Here is a 17,967-nt window from a genome sequence, read left to right as displayed (position 1 = left end):
AAAATCTAAAATCCAAAATCAACACATGCGTTGGACATTGAAACCAAAACCTTCTGAAGATAAAATCAAGCATCTGGCACAAGCCTTAAATGTAGAAGATTTTGTAGCAACATTACTTATTCAACGCGGTATTGAAACTTTTGAAGAAGCTAAGCATTTTTTCCGTCCCTCTTTAGAACATTTACATGATCCGTATTTAATGAAAGATATGGACAAGGCCGTTGCTAGAATTGAATTGGCAATTGAAAATCAAGAAAACATATTAGTTTTTGGCGATTATGATGTTGACGGGACAACAGCAGTTTCTTTGGTATCATCCTATTTAAAATCACATTATCCTCATATTGCCACTTATATTCCAGATCGATACGACGAAGGTTACGGAATCTCCTATAAAGGAATTGATTACGCAGACGACAACGGAATTTCTTTAATTATTGCTCTCGATTGCGGTATCAAATCGATTGATCATATCGCTTACGCGAAAGCTAAAAACATAGACTTTATTGTCTGCGACCACCACCGTCCTGGAGAATTCCTTCCAGATGCCGTTGCTGTTTTAGATCCAAAAAGAGAAGACTGCTCCTACCCTTACGATGAATTGTGTGGTTGCGGAGTTGGTTTTAAATTGATTCAAGCTTTAGGTCAAAACCGAAATGAAACGATTGAAGATTTAGTTCCATATTTAGATTTGGTTGCAACAGCAATTGCTGCCGATATAGTTCCGATTACGGGAGAGAATCGTGTATTAGCTCATTTTGGCTTGAAAGTTATAAATAGCGAACCAAGACTTGGAATTAAAGCTTTAACGCATCAAGTAAAAAAGAAAGTTCTGGATATTACAGATGTTGTTTTTATCATTTCGCCCCGAATTAATGCTGCAGGAAGAATCAAACATGGTAATCATGCTGTCGAATTATTGACTGAATTCAACTTTGAACAAGCACAGCAATTTGCTTCAGAAATTGAGCAATACAATGCTGACCGAAAAGATCTAGATAAAAAAATCACCAAAGAAGCTTTTCAGCAAATAATAGAAAATAACGAAGAAGAACGTTTTTCGACCGTTGTTTTTCAAGAAGACTGGCACAAAGGCGTAATCGGAATTGTAGCTTCAAGATTAATTGAAACTTATTATCGTCCAACTTTGGTTTTCACAAAAAGTGGTGACAAATATGCAGCCTCTGCCCGATCTGTTAAAGGATTTGATGTTTATAATGCCTTAGACGCCTGCGCCGAACATTTGGAACAATTTGGAGGCCACATGTACGCTGCAGGAATGACTTTAAAAGCAGAAAACTATCAGACTTTTAAAGATGCTTTTGAGAAGCAAGTTTCTGAAACGATCTTACCCGAAATGCTTACTCCAGAAATTGAGATCGATGCCGAAATCAATTTCTCTGATATAACACCCAAATTAATTCGAATTTTAAAACAATTCGAACCTTTCGGCCCTCAGAATATGACACCTGTTTTTATGACTGAAAATGCGATTGATACAGGTTATGCCAAAACTTTGGGTTCAGAAGAAGAACATTTAAGGCTTTTTGCCAAACAAAATAACTCCGACGGAATCGCAGCAATAGGTTTTGGATTAGGAAAAAAATTAAATATTGTGAAAAATCAAAATCCGTTTCAACTGGCATATTGCATTGCAGAAAATGAATGGAACGGTACAGTTTCAACACAGCTTATGCTGAAAGACATTAGAACAAATGGAAGAAATTAAATCCAATAAGCCAGACCCATATCAGGCACTTCGATACAGAGAATTCAACATATTTTTATTATTGCGTTTTGCAATGGTTTTTGCCTGGTCCATGCAATTTATTGTAATCGAATGGGAAGTTTATAGCTTAACTAAAAATCCTCTTTCATTAGGAATTATTGGTTTAATGGAAGTTATTCCAGCTGTCGGAATGGCTTTATTTGCAGGGCATATTGTCGATCAAAGAGAAAAGAAAGGATTATTGGTAAAATGTATTTTCGGGTTCTCAATAATAAGTTTTGGGTTATTTTTACTGACTTGGCCTAAAGTAGTTGGCGGCTGGTCTTCAAATGTAATTTTGTATTCTATTTACGCTTTGGTATTTTTTGGCGGATTGGTTCGAGCTTTTATGGGACCAACTATTTTCTCTCTTCTATCCTTAATCATTCCTAAAAAAGTATATCCAAATGCCGCAACTTGGAGCAGTTCGGTTTGGCAGATTGGAGCTGTAATGGGACCTGCATTGGCGGGATTCTCAATCAACTGGATTGGTGTTCACTGGTCGATGTGTTTAGTTTTCGGATTCTCGATTCTTTCCTTAATTGCTTTATCGCAAATCAGTAAAAAACCAATCATCAATCCAAAAATTGGAGAATCAATTAAAGATAGTCTTACAGAAGGTTTAACTTTTGTATTTAAAAACAAAATTGTCCTTGGTGCATTATCGCTTGATATGATTGCCGTACTTTTTGGAGGAGCCGTTGCATTATTACCAGTTTTTGCCCAAGACATCTTAAAAGTAGGGTCTGAAGGTTTCGGAATTTTAAGAGCCGCTCCTGCTGTGGGGGCTTTTATTACAATGTTAATTTCGGCTTACGTGCCTTTGTATGAAAATGCAGGAAAGAAACTTTTGATTGCCATCTTTGTTTTCGGATTGTCGATTATCTTATTTGGTCTTTCTACTTATTTCTGGCTCTCTGTTTTTGCTTTATTCTTAAGCGGATTAGCTGACGGAATTTCGGTAGTAATCCGTCAGACGATTTTACAGCTCAAAACTCCAGATCATATGCGCGGAAGAGTTGGTGCTGTAAACTCAATTTTTGTAGGATCTTCTAATGAATTAGGTGCTTTCGAAAGTGGTGCAACTGCTAAATTAATGGGCGCTGTAACTTCTGTTGTTTTTGGAGGAAGTGTTACGCTCTTAACCGTAGTTTTCACGGCATTGAAATCTCCAACTTTTAGAAATTTAGATTTGAAAAAAGATATGGACGATCATCATAAATTAGAATAGATGAAACCTCTTTTTCTTTCTTTATTTCTAACATTTTCCTTTTTAGTAAACGGACAAAATCTTTACATCAAAACTTACGGAAATGAAAAGAATAAACCCTTAATTTTTATTCATGGCGGACCAAGCGGCAATGCAACCTTATTTGAAGGAACAACGGCTCAAAAACTAGCCGATTTAGGTTTTTATGTTATTGCTTATGACCGAAGAGGCGAAGGAAGATCTGCAGATCCCAATGCCAAATTTACTTACGAAGAAGCTTTTCAAGATCTAAATTCGATTTATGCAAAATATCATTTAAAGAAGGCTGTTATTCTGGGTCATAGTTTTGGCGGCTTGGTGGCGACACTATATACTAATAAATATCCGCAAAATGTGAGTACTCTGGTTTTGGCTGGCGCATTATTTTCGCAACAGGAAACTTACGATCATATTTTAAACACGCTGAAGAAAAAGTACAGCAACGATTCTGAACAATTAAAGAAAATCAGCATTGTAGAAAATCTAAACAAAAATTCAGCCGAATATAGAAAAGGATGTTTTGAACTTGCTGGCGAAAATGGCTTTTTTAAAATGCCAAATCCAACTGCAGCATCTAAAAAACTATATGCAGATTATGAAGCTGGCGAATTTTATAAAACTAATATTCGAAATAAAAATGCTCCACTTCTCTTCTATCAAAACGAAAAGCAAAATAATATTGATAGTAGGCCGGTTTTAAAGAAAATCAAATCTGCTGGAATTCCTATTTATGGAATTTACGGAAAAGATGATGGTATTTTTTCATCGGCACAAATTAATTCTCTTAAATCAATAACTGGAGAAAAACATTTCGCTTTTCTTGATAATTGTTCTCATTATTTATTTGTTGACCAACAGAAAGCATTTCTTTCTAACTTAAAAAATTGGCTGAAATAATTTTATTAAGAGGTGCAAATTTCATAAGAAAGCAAATCCAAGAATCCTTATAAATATCTAAAAATCAACAATTAATAAGATTATTTAGCTTTTTTTTATGCTTTTCTTAATCAAGTATTAATACAAACAGAGCGTATCTTTGTGGCCTAAAAAAAATTGCCATGAAAGACATCGAGCAGATATACCGAAACGATTTTGGAATTTCATTTTATTGGAAAGAAGGCAACGAAATTATATCAGATAAAATTCAGTTGCTTTTTAAACAAATGGGATTTTATTTTTCAGTTGAGGAGTTAAATGAATTTCACGATTTAATTGAAGACTGCGTAACAGACCATCCTGATTATGATACTCGTGGAATAAAACGCGCCTTCGATAAATTTTTATTGAGAACACCATACGTTGCGATAGATTTAGAAATATCACCAATGGAATTAAATTCTATAAAAGACTTGGTTGACGGCTCTTTATTTCGACTTAATCTCAACGAATATATTTACGGTTCGGGCATGAACTAAAGTCAGCTAAGAAAATATCTTTTTCAAATTTTTATGATTTTTTTATTTAGAATTAATATAAATAATATTTATATTTGTTGAAATAAAAGGATTTACGATGAGAGAAATTGAACAGATATATCATAATAACTTTGGAATAGCTTTTTACTGGAAAGATCACAACACTACGATTTCAGATAAAATACAATTGGTTTTTAAGGAAACTGGCTTTTACTTTACAGTTCAAGAATTAAATCATTTTTGCGATTTGATTGAAGACAGCATGATAGAAAATGCTTGTTGTGAAGCATGCGAAATGAAATATTCTTGCCATAAGTTTTTATTGAAAACCCCTTGTAATTCTATAGATCTAGCTGTAAACATGACCGAATTAAAATCGATTAAAGATTTGGTTGAAGGTTCTTTATTTAAAATCGAACTGGATGAATATGTTTATGGAGTTGGCATGAATTAAGAAACATTCTAAATATTTTAACAGCATTTTTTCATTATTGAAATATATTTTGATTCAATTCAAAAAAAAGTATATTTACAGCAATGAAAAAAGCTGTATTTCTACTTACTTTATCTGTTCTAGCAATTCTCTTTGCTAGCTGCAACAACAAATCAGAGGAATATATTGATCCGCGCGGAACTGATTATGCGGGATCAGAAAGCTGTATACAATGCCATAAAGTGCAGTCTGATATGGCATTTAAAAGTTCGCATTTTAAAGCCACTTCTCCAGCAATTTTAGGAAATGTTTCAGGCGATTTCGATTCTAAAAATCATACTTTCGTTTACGATAAAGAGACCAAACTGGTTATGGAAAAACGTGGAGACAGCTTGTATCAAGTTGTTTATAAAAATGGCAAAGAAACCGCTAAATATAAATTTGAAATTGTTTTTGGAACCAAACACGCTCAAACTTCAGTTTACTGGAAAGACAATAATACATACGAATTGCCGGTTTCTTTTTACCATTCCATAAACAATTGGGCAACAAGTCCAGGTTTTCCTGCCGACAAACCTTATTTTGACAGAATGGTGGTAAAAGACTGTTACTCTTGCCACGCCTCAAATGCCAGCAGCCGAAGCGTGAATCAAAATTCTGAAGAAAGAAATATGATGTCTATGGATGTTGAGGATATCATACGAAAAGAAACAATTGTTTACGGAATTGACTGTGAACGCTGTCATGGTCCAGCCAAAAAACATGTTGAATTTCATTTAAAAAATCCAAATGTAAAAGTTGCCAATAGCATTACAAGTTTTAAAACTCTAAACAGACAGCAAAAATTAGATGCTTGCGCTTTATGTCACGCCGGAAATGACGGAATGAAACTAAAATCACGTTTTGAATTTAAACCTGGAGATAATTTATCAGAATTCTTTCGTGAGACCAAAAGTATTACTGATACAACCAATTTTGATGTTCATGGCAATCAGTATCGATTGATGGCGCAGAGCAAATGTTTCATCAAAAGCGATAAAATGGATTGTATTAGCTGTCATAATCCGCATGAAAATGCTTCTAAAAACTTGGCTTCCTATTCGAAAATCTGCATGAGTTGTCATCAAGGCTTAAAGCACAAAGAAACTACCTTAAAAACAATGCCTGAGAAGTTATTGGCCAGTAATTGTGTAGAATGCCATATGCCGAAAAAAGCATCTGGAGCAATTAAATTTCAGCTTTCAAACAGCAAACAGCTTTCAGAATATATTCTGCGAACGCATAAAATCGGAATTTATCCAACAAGCGTAAAATAAAAATTTTGTTTTATTTTTTTGACAAAGGACTTTGAATTAAGTTCAACAATAATATTTATCCTTTTCAACTTTCAACTTTCGGCTTTTGACTTTTGACTAAACTACTTCTCGAATTTTTTAAGCTCGAATTTTTCTCCGTCAAAAACACCGTAAGTAAAATATCCGATCCAATCGCCAAGATTTACATATTCGGAGTTTTCTCCAACTGGAATAATCATTGGCAAATGACGGTGTCCGAAGATAAAATAGTTATAATGTTTGGTTTCTAGTTTTCGTTTAGCATATAAAACCAGCCATTCGTTTTCTTCTCCCAAAAACTTCACATCTTCATCACCAGAAATCAGTTTATTTTTCACCGATAAATATTGAGCTAAACTCACGCCAACATCTGGATGCAACCAACGGAAAAGCCATTTTGAAAACGGATTGGTAAAAACCTTTTTCATTCTTTTATAGCCTTTATCACCAGGCCCTTTTCCGTCTCCATGGCCAATCAGGAACGTTTTTCCGTTAAAAGTAAATTCTTTGTTATCGTGATAAACCGGAATATTCAATTCGGTTTCAAAATAATCATTCATCCACAAATCATGATTTCCGACAAAAAAATAAACTGGGATTCCGCTGTCGCGAATTTCAGCCAATTTGCCTAAAATGCGTACAAAACCTTTCGGAACAACTGTTTTATATTCAAACCAAAAATCAAATAAATCTCCCAATAAAAAAATTGCTTCGGCATCTTCTTTAACCTCATCAAGCCACGCTACGAATTTCTTTTCGCGCGGTAAGCTCAATTCTGGAGTTGGCGCACCAAAATGCTGATCTGAAGCAAAATATATTTTTTTCATTTAGAGTTTTAGATTACTAGACTTCTTAGAACTTTAGACTTTTGTCTCTCTGAACGAAGTCGAAGAGTTTTGGAATTTGGAATTTAAAAAAAATGGAATTTTAGATATTATCCGATGCATACCATTCTGCAAAAGACGATTCTGTTTCCTGAAGTTTTAATGAGAAAAGCGAAATTCCAGCAGGCAGTCGGTTTTTAATTCTTTCTGCAAAATCAACCACCATATTTTCGCTTGTTGGCTGATAATCTACCAAAATCACATGATGCCCGCGGTTTTTCAATTCATTTGCCAATTCGATATGCGGTGTGGTCTGATTGAAAACAGTTGCATGATCAAACTGATCGACGATTTCTTCTTTTACAATTTTCTTTAGATCAGAAAAATCAATTACCATTCCGAACTTTACATTCGATCGGTCTGTAATTGGCGAACCAATAACCGTTACCGATAATTTATAACTGTGTCCGTGAACGTTCTTACATTTTCCGTCGTAACCGTACAAAGCGTGACCGGTTTCGAAACTAAATTGTTTTGTAATTCTGATATTACTCATCGATTTTTAATTTTAAGCTTGCAAATTTACAAATTAATTGCCGTTTTTAGCTCTTTTTTTAGCTCTAAGATACATCCACAAAGCAATTCCGCCCAAAACTAGAAACGGAATGAAAGATCCAATGACAACGCCAATTTGATAACCGCTATCTGGAGCATCTTTAATTTTCTCTGCAATGTCAACTTTTTGGAATAAGGAAATGAGTTTCATTTTAAAAAATGTTTTAATCCTGCAAGGTTTTCAAAACCTTGTAGGTATTTACGAAATATTCTTTTCTATTCTATCAATCAAACCTACAAGCTTTTGAAAACCTTGCAGGATCTCGTTCAAATTATTTTTTAAACTGCAGCAAAGCATTTTTCGTGAAATCAGACAAAACCAACTTACCCGTAATAGCAGCGCGTTCAAACAAAAGAGATTCCCATTGTTCAGTTCCTTCCCAAATGATCTTTTTCATTTCGTGAAGCGCTTCGGGATTATACGAACTTAATCTTTTTGCAAAATCATCAATTTTAAGATCCAGACTAAAAGATTCGCAAACCACAGAGAAAAGTCCTTTTTGACACGCCCATTCTGCCGATTTCCATTCATTTGCTGCCAAAGTCATTTCTGCCATCGCAGTTTTACCTATTTTTCTAGAAACTGCTGGTTCAATAACAAAAGGCCCAATTCCAATTGCCAGTTCTGACAATTTCACATCACTTTCAGGAGTTGCAAAAACATAATCACAAGCCGCGATAATGCCAACGCCTCCACCTACAGCTTTTCCCTGAACACGTCCGATAATTAATTTATTGCAATTACGCATCGCGTTAAGCAAATGAGCAAATCCCGAAAAGAAATCTGTACCCTGCTCTTCATTTTCAACTTGCAAAAGCTCATCAAAAGAAGCGCCAGAACAAAAAGCTCTCACTCCTTCACTTTTTAGAATAATAATCGAAACATTTTCATCTCTGCTTAGCAAATTAATTTCTGATGTGAGACGATCTAATAACTGACGCGGAAAAGAATTACTAGCCGGATGCCCAAACTCAATAGTCGCAATTGTATCTTGAAAAGAAGTTTCTAAACTGCCTTTTATACTTTCTGAACTCATAAAAATAGATTTAAAGGTAAAGTTACGCTTTTGAAAATAATTCATCCGAAACTTCTGGAAATTTGTTTTTTGAAAATTAATTGACTTTATTTGTTAACACTTTGAGGGATTTAATTCTTCAGCACCGCATAAAAAAGGGGGATTAGCTCATTTGGCTAGAGTACTTGCCTGGCAGGCAAGGGGTGACCGGTTCGAATCCGGTATTCTCCACAAATAATTTAAAAATACCCAAACAGATATTTGATTCTGCTTGGGTATTTTTTTTAAAACACATTTTATGTTTTATATCTACATTATATATTCAAAAACATTAGACAAATACTATATTGGTTCCTGCCAAAATATTGAACAGCGTTTAAAAGATCATCTAAATAGTAGAAGTAAATTTACAAAAGCTGCAAAAGATTGGGAACTAAAATATTCTGAGACATTCTTAACAAGAAGTGAAGCCTGCAAAAGAGAATTACAAATAAAAAAAATGAAAAGCCGAAAATATATTGAAACCTTGATAGAAACAAACGGCTAGAGTATCCCGATGCATCGGGAAGGTGACCGGTTCGAATCTGGTATTCTCCACAAAATTTAAACCCGACAGGTTTTAAAAACCTGTCGGGTTTACTATAAATATTTATTTCTAAGAGGATTCGAAATGACAAACTCTCTATTTAGATTATTGAAATTTCAATCTATTTCTCATTAGCAGCATCATCTGCATCAACTCTCTTTTTCTCAGCTTTTTTAAAATCGTTGTTTAGCAACTTTTCCAATTTCTTTTTTTCTCGCTGATTTTTTCTGATTGTTAGCACAACAAGAATAATTACCAATATTGCTACAATCGCTATAATGTTCCAATTGACATCCATAATTAAAATTTTAATTAAAATTAAATAAATAAAAACATCTTTCATGTTATCAAACAGTTAAGTGTTTTACTTGCAAACAAAATTTATTCTGACAACTAAATATTTTGGAAGATATTTCTTTAAAATTGTTTCTTACTTTTGTGCGTCTTAAAATATCCGAAAGAGAATATTTCTAATAATTATATAAGCCTGTCAAAATGAATCAAAACTTAAAACACAAAATATTTTTACTCTTAAAGAAACTCATCCTAATTGCCGTTTTTCTTTTCGTTTTTACTTTCTTAGAAATCTATTGGGCAATGGGAAGCTTTTCTGAAAGAATGTCGAGTGGCTGTTTAGATTGTTCTTTTTTTGATGATGCTTATTTAATGTCAGTATTCACAACCATTTTCCTGACCATTGTTTTTTTATTCTTGACACTCATAAAAAACAAATATTTACAAATCGGACTTGAATTCATCTGCTTAATTTTTCTTTGGTTTTTATGGGATTATGGCATTTTTGTTGATCGCGAATCTGCATGGAGCACGTATCTCCTTAATGAAGAAATTATGTACACGCTTTCATTCTCCTTCTTCCCTATTCTAGTTTTATCAACTGTAATGCTAGTTGCTTTACATTATATCTTAAAAAAATTATGAGTCAAAATAAAAAAATAATATTGCGAGTTTATTTTATTATCTGTTCGCTTTTTGTGCTGGACTGTCTTTTATATTACTATCAAGAAATCAGTCTACGTGGTTATTACAGCGACGTTGTTTTATCATGGCTTTGGCTACTAAGCAGTTTTGCAATTATTATTGTTTTTTGGAAAAAACTCTTGGCAAAACTTTTTTTGATGGCAATAATCGTAACATTTGCAATAAGCATTATGGCTATGATGATGCCTTTTTTTGCCTTATTGCTTTCAAGTACATCTTTGGGTTTGTACCAAAACAAAGATTTGAATGAAAATTACAGAGCACAAATAGTGGGTTACAGCGCGATGGGTCGTCCATGGCTGGAAGTAATTGAAAAGAAAGGATTATTTGAAAAAAGAATTATAAAATGCACCGACTCTCAGCTTATGAATGATAATCTCGATATCAAAATTAGAACCGCAAAAGATATTCTTTTTAAAAGTGAAACCGACAGCACGCTCACTTTGACGCTCTTTTATGGCGGACCAAATAAAACCGTCACTTTCGATAAAAAGACAGGAAATATTACGGCAATAAAAAACAATTAATTTTATAATTACTAAAACTATCTATATGCGTCACTTAAAACTTCTATTTCTTGCCTCTTTATTAATGCTTTCTTTTAAAGGCATTTGTCAAGATAAAATTTCGCAACAAGTACTTGATCGTCTAAAAGCACAGCAAGCTTGTTGGAATAATGGTGATCTCGAAGGTTACCTTGATTTTTATGCTCCTGTAGATTCGGTTCGTATGATTTACAGCGCTGGTGTGGTATACGGAAAAAACAATATTGCCGATTTCTTCAAAAAATACTGGCCAAAAGAAAGAATGGGAAAATTGACCATGACCGATTTTGTTGTTGAACCACTTTCAAAAAAAGATGCTTTTGTAAGCGCAAAATTTAGTGTAGATGCTCCGAATGGCAAAAACAGTTCTGGTCACTTTTCGGGAATAATGCGAAAGATAAATGGCGTTTGGTATTTGTATGTGGATCATTCTGGATAAATAATAGTAAAACCGCTCAGTTGAGCGGTTTTCGTTTATTACATTTTTTGTATTGAAAAAGCAAATAGCGCACCTTTGATTTAAACGTATATTGATACAATTATGTCTTTTGTTAACCATTTAAAAAACAGTTTTTAAAGAATTTTGATTCTCCAATATGAATCTTACTTCTTATGACTCAAAAACCTGTTTTCCATAAAATAGAATCCAAAGAAGTACCTTATATAAAGCTTTGGCTAACGACTACAATTATTAGTCTTTTCATTGTACTAGTAATTTACACTTTGTTGATAATCTTCTATTTTGATTTTCTGGTATCGATATCCATGAAAAAAATTCTCATCTCAATAGTTTTATTAATTATTCTATTTAATACTTTGATATGCGAAAACAAAAAACACTATCTCAAAAGAAGTACAAAAGAATACAATAAAGTCATTATTGAGAACAACGGAATCACATTTCTCAACCGTTATAATCAGACCATAATTGCTAAAATATTATGGAAGAATATTCAGCCAAGAGAAAACGAAAAATTTGATGTTGATTTTTATTTTAAAGCCCGAAATAGAACCTTTTCAATTTATTTTTTTTGGAGTCTTAAGGAAAGTAACGATTCTAAAATACCGTTATGGTCTGCTAATAAATTTGCCTTAATGTTTGCTAAGTTTTCCAACAAAGCAGATCTCTTCAAAGCGCTTTTATTAGGCATTACTACATTTAGACCAGATATTACTATAAACCCATTCATTTACAGCTTTCACAAACTTGATCCCGTTTCTTTACAGATAGATAAAGCCTCTATCAAAAAAGAAAATAAAATGATGCTTCTTATTGTTCTATTTTCTATAGTAATCAGTTTGATAATCGTCTTCTTAATTTATGTGTTTTCCTTATAAATTTAAAAGACAGGTACGGTTTCACAAAATATTTCCAAATACCTCCGCACTACAAATACGATTAAGTATTGCAAACAAAAAGAAATACAATCCAATTATAACAAACCATTAGTTAAAGAAAAAATATGCCTCAATCATTATACAAAGTATATGTGCATCTAGTGTTTAGCACAAAAAAACGTTATCCGTTTATTGACGACAATATAAAAGAGAAATTATGGGCCTATCTTGGTGGAGTTTGCAAAGGATTAGAATGCAACCCTATTCAAGTAGGAGGACATGACGATCATGTTCACATTCTATGTCTATTGTCGAAAAAAATCACGCAAATGAAATTGGTTGAAGAAGTAAAAAAACAATCATCAAAATGGATAAAAACAGTAGATTCTCGCTATGCAAACTTTTACTGGCAGGACGGTTATGGCATTTTCTCTGTTAATCCTTCTCAATTAGATATAGTAATAAAGTACATTAAAAACCAAGAGGAACATCATAGAAAAAAGACATTCAAAAAAGAACTTTTGGCTTTTCTAAATAAATATAATGTCGAATATGACGAACGTTATCTGTGGGATTAGGCTTTCGCCCTTTCAGGGCTGGGTTAACTACGTTCATTCGCATTCATATTCATAGCATAGCGCGTTGCGCTATGCTAATGGTTGCGCTCTTTCAGAGCTATCTTTATTATAGGCTGAAAGCCTATCAGCATCAAGATAGTGCAACGCACTATGCAGCACTAGAAAACTAGAGGCACTATAGAATATATAGCTAGCCTATCTTAGCAAAAACCCCATCCTTATCGACCCATAAAAATATCCCGAATTAGTATCAATTCCTGGATCATTCAATTCTCTTCCGCGGTAAAGGAAAGAATAAGATATGTTGAAGTTATTGTGTCGGTATTTCAAACCTGCTTCGGCATTGAAACGAAGCGGTTCCAAATCGAAAGTAATCGGACTTGTATCGTTAAACATGCTTCCCTCAATTGTTGCATCGTAAAACTGATAGTTGGCACTTGGTGCTGCGTAGAAATAAAACTCTCTAATATTTGGCTGTGCATTTGCACTTACCGAAGCATTATGCATATTAGAATCATAAATTGGAAGCAATTTTTTAAATCCAAATCGTACCATAAATCCTGTTGAAACTCCTGAGAAAATAGTCCCCAAATTGCCTTCTGACTGCCAATGAAGATCTACAAAATTGCTGTGTTTAGACGCAAACATTTTTTTTGAATACATCGCGTGAACCTGAACTCCTAAAGCATTATGAATCTGGTTCTCCCAGCCATATACTTTTTTGTAGCCAATAAGATCATGAAAACCTTCCTGCAATTCCTCGCCAAAAGCATTTGGACCAAGAAAACCTATTTGAAAATCGGTCTTTAAAACAGATTCGCTTTGGTAAAAAAAACTTTTTCCTACTTCGGCAAAAAGATAACCCGCAAAAGGTCTGTCGTTTACCGTAACTGCTTCTTTGTTTAAAAATCGTGGATTATAAAGATATTGCCCAATTCTAAATTCGGTAATTTCTTTATTGATTTTTGGATTGTTATTTTTTGATAAAAAACGATAAAAAAGTTCCAGACCGTTGGTATAATACATATCGTATTTAGACGATGTATATAAATCGTTATCCGATATAAAACCAATTTCTGTTGTTTTTCCTTGTCCAAAAGTGAGCGTTACGGTCAATATTAGAAAAGCAAAAAGCGTTATTTTACTTCTTCTCCTCTTTTCCATTATAATTAATTTTTCCGACGTAACGCATCTCGCGTACAATTCGTTCTTTTCTTCTATTGATATAACTTGAAGATCCCGTAGCTTTAAATTTTCTCGGATTTGGAAGAATTGCGGCAATTCCTGCTGCCTGCATTGGGGTTAAACTTGAAGCATCTCGTCTGTACCAATGTTCTGTTGCTGCGTAAGCCCCATACACTCCATCTCCCATTTCGATACTGTTTAAGTACACTTCCATAATGCGCTCTTTACCCCAGATAACTTCAATTAAAATAGTAAAATATGCTTCTAGACCTTTACGGAAATAACTTTTTCCTTGCCATAAAAAGACATTTTTGGCCGTTTGCTGCGAGATCGTACTTCCACCACGAATTCTACGTCCGCGTTCGTTACTTTTATAAGCTTTTTGAAGTGCTTTAAAATCGAAACCATTGTGCGTAAGGAAAGTTCCATCTTCGCTGGCAATAACCGCTTTTTGCAAATTCATTGAGATTTTATCAATCGGTTCCCAATCGTGGTCAAAATAAACTTCTTTTCCAGCCATTTTATTTTCGATAGCACGAATAAGCATTAATGGTGTAAACGGCACCGGAACATATTTAAAAAATATAACCGACCCGATTGAGATTCCAAAAAACCATAAAGCCGCTTTAATAAAAAACCATTTTACTTTTTCGCCAAAAGAACGATTCGATTTTTTAGAAGATGAAGTCTTCGGCTTTGGTTTGTTTGTAGTTGATTTTGGTGCCGGTTTTTTGGTTGTTGCCATTATATTAAATCTGCTAATTCTGTTCCTATTAAACTTCCTATCGCGACTCCCATTCCGCCTAAACGCACTCCGCAGAACACATTTTCAGAAAGCTGAGTTACGACAGGATTCTTACTATTTCCGATTCCCATGATACCGCTCCATCGGTGCGCAATCTGAAAATCCTGATTTGGTAAAATTACATTTTTCAGTAAATCTTCCAATCTATTTTGAATAATTTTCGTCTGTCCAAATTCGGTTGTTGTTTCCCCTTCAAAATCAAGATTTCGTCCGCCGCCTAATAAAATACGATCATTAATATTTCTGAAATAATAATAGCCTCTGTCTAAATGAAACGTTCCTTTGATATCTAAATTATGAATTGGCTCTGTAATAAGCACTTGCGCTCTTGCAGGTTTTACAGCTCCGTTTGTTAAAGAACCAGCAAAACCATTAGTTGCAAAAAGCAGTTTTTGTGTTTTAAAACTAAAATCATTTAAAACTACTTCGACATGATTTCCTGCATCGACATAAGAAGTCGCCGTTTGCTGATTTAAGATTAAAATATCTGCCGAAACGGCCTGCTTCAACAATTCTTGCATCATGTTTCCAGTATCAATTTGTCCTTCAAAAGGATTAAAAATTAAATAGTCATGAATATTTTCAAATCCAAATCGATCTACTTCTTTCGAAAAAACATCGGCTTTAAAAAGTGGTCTTAAAACTTCATTGATAAACGGAATTTTAGAAACACACTCATTAAATCCAAATTCATCTTCTTTCAAAAACAATTCATATCCACCGTGCGGTTTAAAGTCGATTGCCGAATCTCCAAGTCTTTTACGAAGCAATTGTAAACCTTTCCAACGTTTTTCGATAAGTGCCACAACATCATCTTCTGAATGCGTTTTCAAATCATCCATAATTTCAGACAAACTTCCAAAACAGGCAAAACCTGCATTTTTTGTACTTGCGCCTTGTGGTAGCATTCCGCGCTCAAGAACCAGAATTTTAGCAGTCGGAAATCTTTCGCGTAAGCGTAATGCTGAATGCAAACCAACAATTCCGCTACCAACAATAGTATAATCTACATTTGTAAACCAGTTTTTAAGTTCCCAATAGCTTAGTTCCATCTTTTAGAGTTTTTATAAAAATAATAATTTTTTTGAACCATATAAGTAATTAAAGTTCATTTAAAATCTTTATCAGGCTGAGCGGAGTCGAAGCCTCTCAACTATGCGCCCTTCGACTTCGCTTAGGGTGACAGTAATAAACTTTAACAAAATTTGGGATTTGGAATTTAACAACTTGGAATTTAAATGTTGTATTTTTAGCACCACAAAAAATAGAATAATTTGATTATGAAAAAAGTAGTATTAACAACCTTAATAATGATGAGTTTAAATGCTATCGGACAAAATGTAATGTCTCCAGAATTGTTATGGAAATTAGGAAGAGTGACACCTCTTGGCATTTCTAAAGATGCAAAAAATGTCGTTTTTAAAGTTTCAACGCCTTCTGTGGCCGATAACAAATCGACTTCTAAAATCTACACGATTCCTGTAAACGGAGGAACTGCAACCGAAATTAAAGACACTAAAGAAATTTTGGCTGATAAAAATATTTCGCCTGACGGAAAATTTGTCGTTTACAATGAAGAAGTAAAAATTGATAAAGTTTTAGGTAAAGATTTCTATCCGAGTCTAACAAAATCTGATGCTCAAATTTATGACGGATTGGATTATCGTCACTGGGATACTTGGAACGAAGGAAAATTTAATCACGTTTTTTATAAAGAAAATAAAGAAGGAGCAAAAGGAATCGACATCTTAAAAGGTGAAACTTTCGATTCTCCGCAAAAACCTTTTGGCGGTGACGAAGATTATATCTGGTCTCCAGACAGCAAAAGCATTTTTTATGTGTGCAAGAAAAAAGCAGGAACAGCTTATGCAATTTCTACCAACACAGATATTTATGAGTACAACTTAGAAACTCAAAAAACAACTAATAAAACAGAAGGTAATTTAGGTTACGATACTGCTCCGCAATTTTCGCCAACAGGAAATTTATCTTGGTTGCAAATGAAACGTGACGGTTACGAATCTGATAAAAACGACATTATTGTTGAGTTTAAAGGAATCAAAACAAACTTAACTGCAAACTGGGACGGAACTGTAGATAATTTCATCTGGAGCAAAGACGGAAGAACGGTATTTTTTGTGGCTCCAATTGACGGAACAAAACAACTTTTCTCTGTTAATTTTCCAGGTTTAACTAAAATCGCAATCAATGTTCGTCAATTGACAAATGGAGATTTTGATGTAAATGATTTAATTGGTTTCTCTAGTGATGATATTATCGTTACAAGAACAGACATGAATCATGCTGGTGAGATTTATTCTTTCAATTTGAAGAAAAATACTTGGAAACAATTATCAAATGTAAATACAGATACTTATAAAACTTTAGCATTAAGCAAAACCGAAAAACGTTATGTTACGACGACTGACGGTAAAAAAATGTTGGTTTGGGTAATTCTTCCTCCAAACTTTGATGCTTCGAAAAAATATCCAACTTTATTATTCTGCCAAGGTGGCCCTCAAAGTGCGTTGACACAATCATATTCTTTCCGTTGGAATTTCTCTTTAATGGCTGCCAAAGGTTATGTAGTAGTAGCTCCAAACCGTCGCGGAATGCCAGGACACGGAGTTGAGTGGAACGAACAAATCAGTAAAGATTGGGGCGGACAAGTTATGGACGATTACCTTTCTGCAATTGATGATGTAGCAAAAGAAAGCTATGTTGACAAAAGCCGTTTAGGATGCGTTGGTGCTAGTTATGGAGGATATTCTGTATTTTATTTAGCAGGAATTCACAAAAACCGTTTTAAAACTTTTATCGCTCATGATGGAGTTTTCAATACCGTTTCTATGTTAGGAACTACCGAGGAAGTTTTCTTCAACAACTGGGATTTCGGTGGACCTTACTGGGAAAAAGATAACGCAGTAGCGCAAAAAGCGTATACTACTTTCAACCCTGCAACTTTGGTACAAAACTGGAATAAGCCAATTTTAATTTTCCAAGGAGGAAAAGATTTCCGTGTGCCAATTGGACAAGGACAAGAAGCTTTTCAGGCTGCTCAGTTAAGAGGAATCAAAAGCCGTTTTGTTTATTTCCCAGACGAAAATCACTGGGTTTTAAAACCACAGAACGCTCAAGTTTGGCAAGGTGAATTCTTCAAATGGTTAGATGAGACTTTGTAATTCATAAAATGATATTTTGACAGCCGTAGATTTACATAATCTACGGCTGTTTTTCTTTGTAGACCTTACAATTATGTAACATATTGGGCAGTTTT

The 17,967-nt window shown here is 34.0% G+C and carries 21 protein-coding genes and 1 tRNA gene; 14 read left to right on the top strand and 8 right to left on the bottom strand.

Annotated features, from left to right (window positions below):
• Positions 1-25 precede the first annotated feature (25 nt).
• The 6 genes from recJ (at position 26) to RB618_RS07330 (ending at position 6,181) form a co-directional block, all read left to right on the top strand.
• Positions 26-1,729, top strand: a complete 1,704-nt coding sequence (gene recJ / locus RB618_RS07355; RefSeq protein WP_308068162.1) for a single-stranded-DNA-specific exonuclease RecJ — start codon at positions 26-28, stop codon at positions 1,727-1,729.
• Positions 1,716-2,999 carry an MFS transporter gene (locus RB618_RS07350; protein ID WP_308068161.1) on the top strand — a complete coding sequence of 428 codons (1,284 nt, stop codon included), beginning with the start codon at positions 1,716-1,718 and terminating at the stop codon, positions 2,997-2,999. The genes recJ and RB618_RS07350 overlap by 14 nt, the downstream gene beginning before the upstream one ends.
• Positions 3,000-3,914, top strand: coding sequence for an alpha/beta fold hydrolase (locus tag RB618_RS07345; protein ID WP_308068160.1), 915 nt, complete (start codon positions 3,000-3,002; stop codon positions 3,912-3,914).
• A 161-nt stretch (positions 3,915-4,075) separates the two neighbouring features.
• Entirely contained in the window at positions 4,076-4,432 is a 357-nt protein-coding gene (locus tag RB618_RS07340; RefSeq protein ID WP_308068159.1) for a hypothetical protein, read from the top strand.
• 97 nt (positions 4,433-4,529) lie between these two features.
• Positions 4,530-4,886, top strand: a complete 357-nt coding sequence (locus RB618_RS07335; protein WP_308068158.1) for a hypothetical protein — start codon at positions 4,530-4,532, stop codon at positions 4,884-4,886.
• An 83-nt stretch (positions 4,887-4,969) separates the two neighbouring features.
• On the top strand, positions 4,970-6,181 hold the full coding sequence (locus RB618_RS07330) for a cytochrome c3 family protein (RefSeq protein WP_308068157.1): 1,212 nt from the start codon (positions 4,970-4,972) through the stop codon (positions 6,179-6,181).
• A 101-nt stretch (positions 6,182-6,282) separates the two neighbouring features.
• On the opposite strand, the gene RB618_RS07325 is transcribed toward RB618_RS07330, so the two are convergent.
• From RB618_RS07325 to RB618_RS07310, 4 genes are all read right to left on the bottom strand, one after another.
• Positions 6,283-7,026 (bottom strand): UDP-2,3-diacylglucosamine diphosphatase, encoded by a 744-nt coding sequence (locus RB618_RS07325; RefSeq protein ID WP_201999536.1) that lies wholly within the window; start codon positions 7,024-7,026, stop codon positions 6,283-6,285.
• 100 nt (positions 7,027-7,126) lie between these two features.
• Positions 7,127-7,579 carry a 6-carboxytetrahydropterin synthase gene (locus tag RB618_RS07320; protein WP_201999534.1) on the bottom strand — a complete coding sequence of 151 codons (453 nt, stop codon included), beginning with the start codon at positions 7,577-7,579 and terminating at the stop codon, positions 7,127-7,129.
• A gap of 33 nt (positions 7,580-7,612) precedes the next feature.
• Complete coding sequence (locus RB618_RS07315) at positions 7,613-7,789, bottom strand: hypothetical protein (RefSeq protein WP_308068156.1); 177 nt, start codon at positions 7,787-7,789, stop codon at positions 7,613-7,615.
• 121 nt (positions 7,790-7,910) lie between these two features.
• Entirely contained in the window at positions 7,911-8,675 is a 765-nt protein-coding gene (locus RB618_RS07310) for an enoyl-CoA hydratase/isomerase family protein (RefSeq protein ID WP_308068155.1), read from the bottom strand.
• Between the two features lie 136 nt (positions 8,676-8,811).
• Between RB618_RS07310 and RB618_RS07305 the strand changes: the two genes are divergently transcribed.
• Together RB618_RS07305 and RB618_RS07300 are read left to right on the top strand one after the other, a co-directional pair.
• Positions 8,812-8,885, top strand: a tRNA-Ala gene (locus tag RB618_RS07305).
• Positions 8,886-8,952: 67 nt separating this feature from the next.
• Positions 8,953-9,201 carry a GIY-YIG nuclease family protein gene (locus tag RB618_RS07300; protein ID WP_308068154.1) on the top strand — a complete coding sequence of 83 codons (249 nt, stop codon included), beginning with the start codon at positions 8,953-8,955 and terminating at the stop codon, positions 9,199-9,201.
• Between the two features lie 160 nt (positions 9,202-9,361).
• On the opposite strand, the gene RB618_RS07295 is transcribed toward RB618_RS07300, so the two are convergent.
• Positions 9,362-9,583, bottom strand: coding sequence for a hypothetical protein (locus RB618_RS07295; RefSeq protein ID WP_308068153.1), 222 nt, complete (start codon positions 9,581-9,583; stop codon positions 9,362-9,364).
• A 152-nt stretch (positions 9,584-9,735) separates the two neighbouring features.
• On the opposite strand from RB618_RS07295, the gene RB618_RS07290 reads away from it, so the two are divergent.
• The 5 genes from RB618_RS07290 to tnpA all read left to right on the top strand — a co-directional run bounded on the left by RB618_RS07290 (position 9,736) and on the right by tnpA (position 12,700).
• Positions 9,736-10,179, top strand: a complete 444-nt coding sequence (locus RB618_RS07290; RefSeq protein ID WP_308068152.1) for a hypothetical protein — start codon at positions 9,736-9,738, stop codon at positions 10,177-10,179.
• Positions 10,176-10,766: a hypothetical protein gene (locus RB618_RS07285; protein WP_308068151.1), complete on the top strand. Its 591-nt coding sequence runs from the start codon at positions 10,176-10,178 to the stop codon at positions 10,764-10,766. The genes RB618_RS07290 and RB618_RS07285 overlap by 4 nt, the downstream gene beginning before the upstream one ends.
• Positions 10,767-10,791: 25 nt before the next feature.
• Positions 10,792-11,223 (top strand): nuclear transport factor 2 family protein, encoded by a 432-nt coding sequence (locus tag RB618_RS07280; RefSeq protein ID WP_308068150.1) that lies wholly within the window; start codon positions 10,792-10,794, stop codon positions 11,221-11,223.
• Between the two features lie 326 nt (positions 11,224-11,549).
• Complete coding sequence (locus RB618_RS07275; protein ID WP_308068149.1) at positions 11,550-12,122, top strand: hypothetical protein; 573 nt, start codon at positions 11,550-11,552, stop codon at positions 12,120-12,122.
• A gap of 125 nt (positions 12,123-12,247) precedes the next feature.
• A complete protein-coding gene (gene tnpA, locus RB618_RS07270) occupies positions 12,248-12,700 on the top strand; it encodes an IS200/IS605 family transposase (RefSeq protein WP_308068148.1) in 453 nt (150 codons plus the stop codon).
• Between the two features lie 195 nt (positions 12,701-12,895).
• On the opposite strand, the gene RB618_RS07265 is transcribed toward tnpA, so the two are convergent.
• Genes RB618_RS07265 through RB618_RS07255 form a run of 3 tightly spaced genes read right to left on the bottom strand, consistent with a single transcriptional unit; the run spans position 12,896 to position 15,742 of the window.
• Positions 12,896-13,864 carry a lipid A deacylase LpxR family protein gene (locus tag RB618_RS07265; RefSeq protein ID WP_308068147.1) on the bottom strand — a complete coding sequence of 323 codons (969 nt, stop codon included), beginning with the start codon at positions 13,862-13,864 and terminating at the stop codon, positions 12,896-12,898.
• On the bottom strand, positions 13,842-14,630 hold the full coding sequence (mtgA, locus tag RB618_RS07260; RefSeq protein ID WP_308068146.1) for a monofunctional biosynthetic peptidoglycan transglycosylase: 789 nt from the start codon (positions 14,628-14,630) through the stop codon (positions 13,842-13,844). Before mtgA ends, RB618_RS07265 begins: the two co-directional genes overlap by 23 nt.
• Complete coding sequence (locus tag RB618_RS07255; RefSeq protein WP_308068145.1) at positions 14,630-15,742, bottom strand: FAD-dependent oxidoreductase; 1,113 nt, start codon at positions 15,740-15,742, stop codon at positions 14,630-14,632. Before RB618_RS07255 ends, mtgA begins: the two co-directional genes overlap by 1 nt.
• A 228-nt stretch (positions 15,743-15,970) precedes the next feature.
• Between RB618_RS07255 and RB618_RS07250 the strand changes: the two genes are divergently transcribed.
• The gene (locus tag RB618_RS07250; RefSeq protein ID WP_308068144.1) at positions 15,971-17,872 is read left to right on the top strand and encodes a S9 family peptidase; all 1,902 of its coding nucleotides are present in this window, start codon (positions 15,971-15,973) and stop codon (positions 17,870-17,872) included.
• Positions 17,873-17,967 lie beyond the last annotated feature (95 nt).

It is taken from the genome of Flavobacterium sp. LHD-85 (assembly GCF_030929595.1).
Classification (GTDB): Bacteria; Bacteroidota; Bacteroidia; order Flavobacteriales; family Flavobacteriaceae; genus Flavobacterium.
This window is presented reverse-complemented; position numbering and strand designations above follow the sequence as displayed.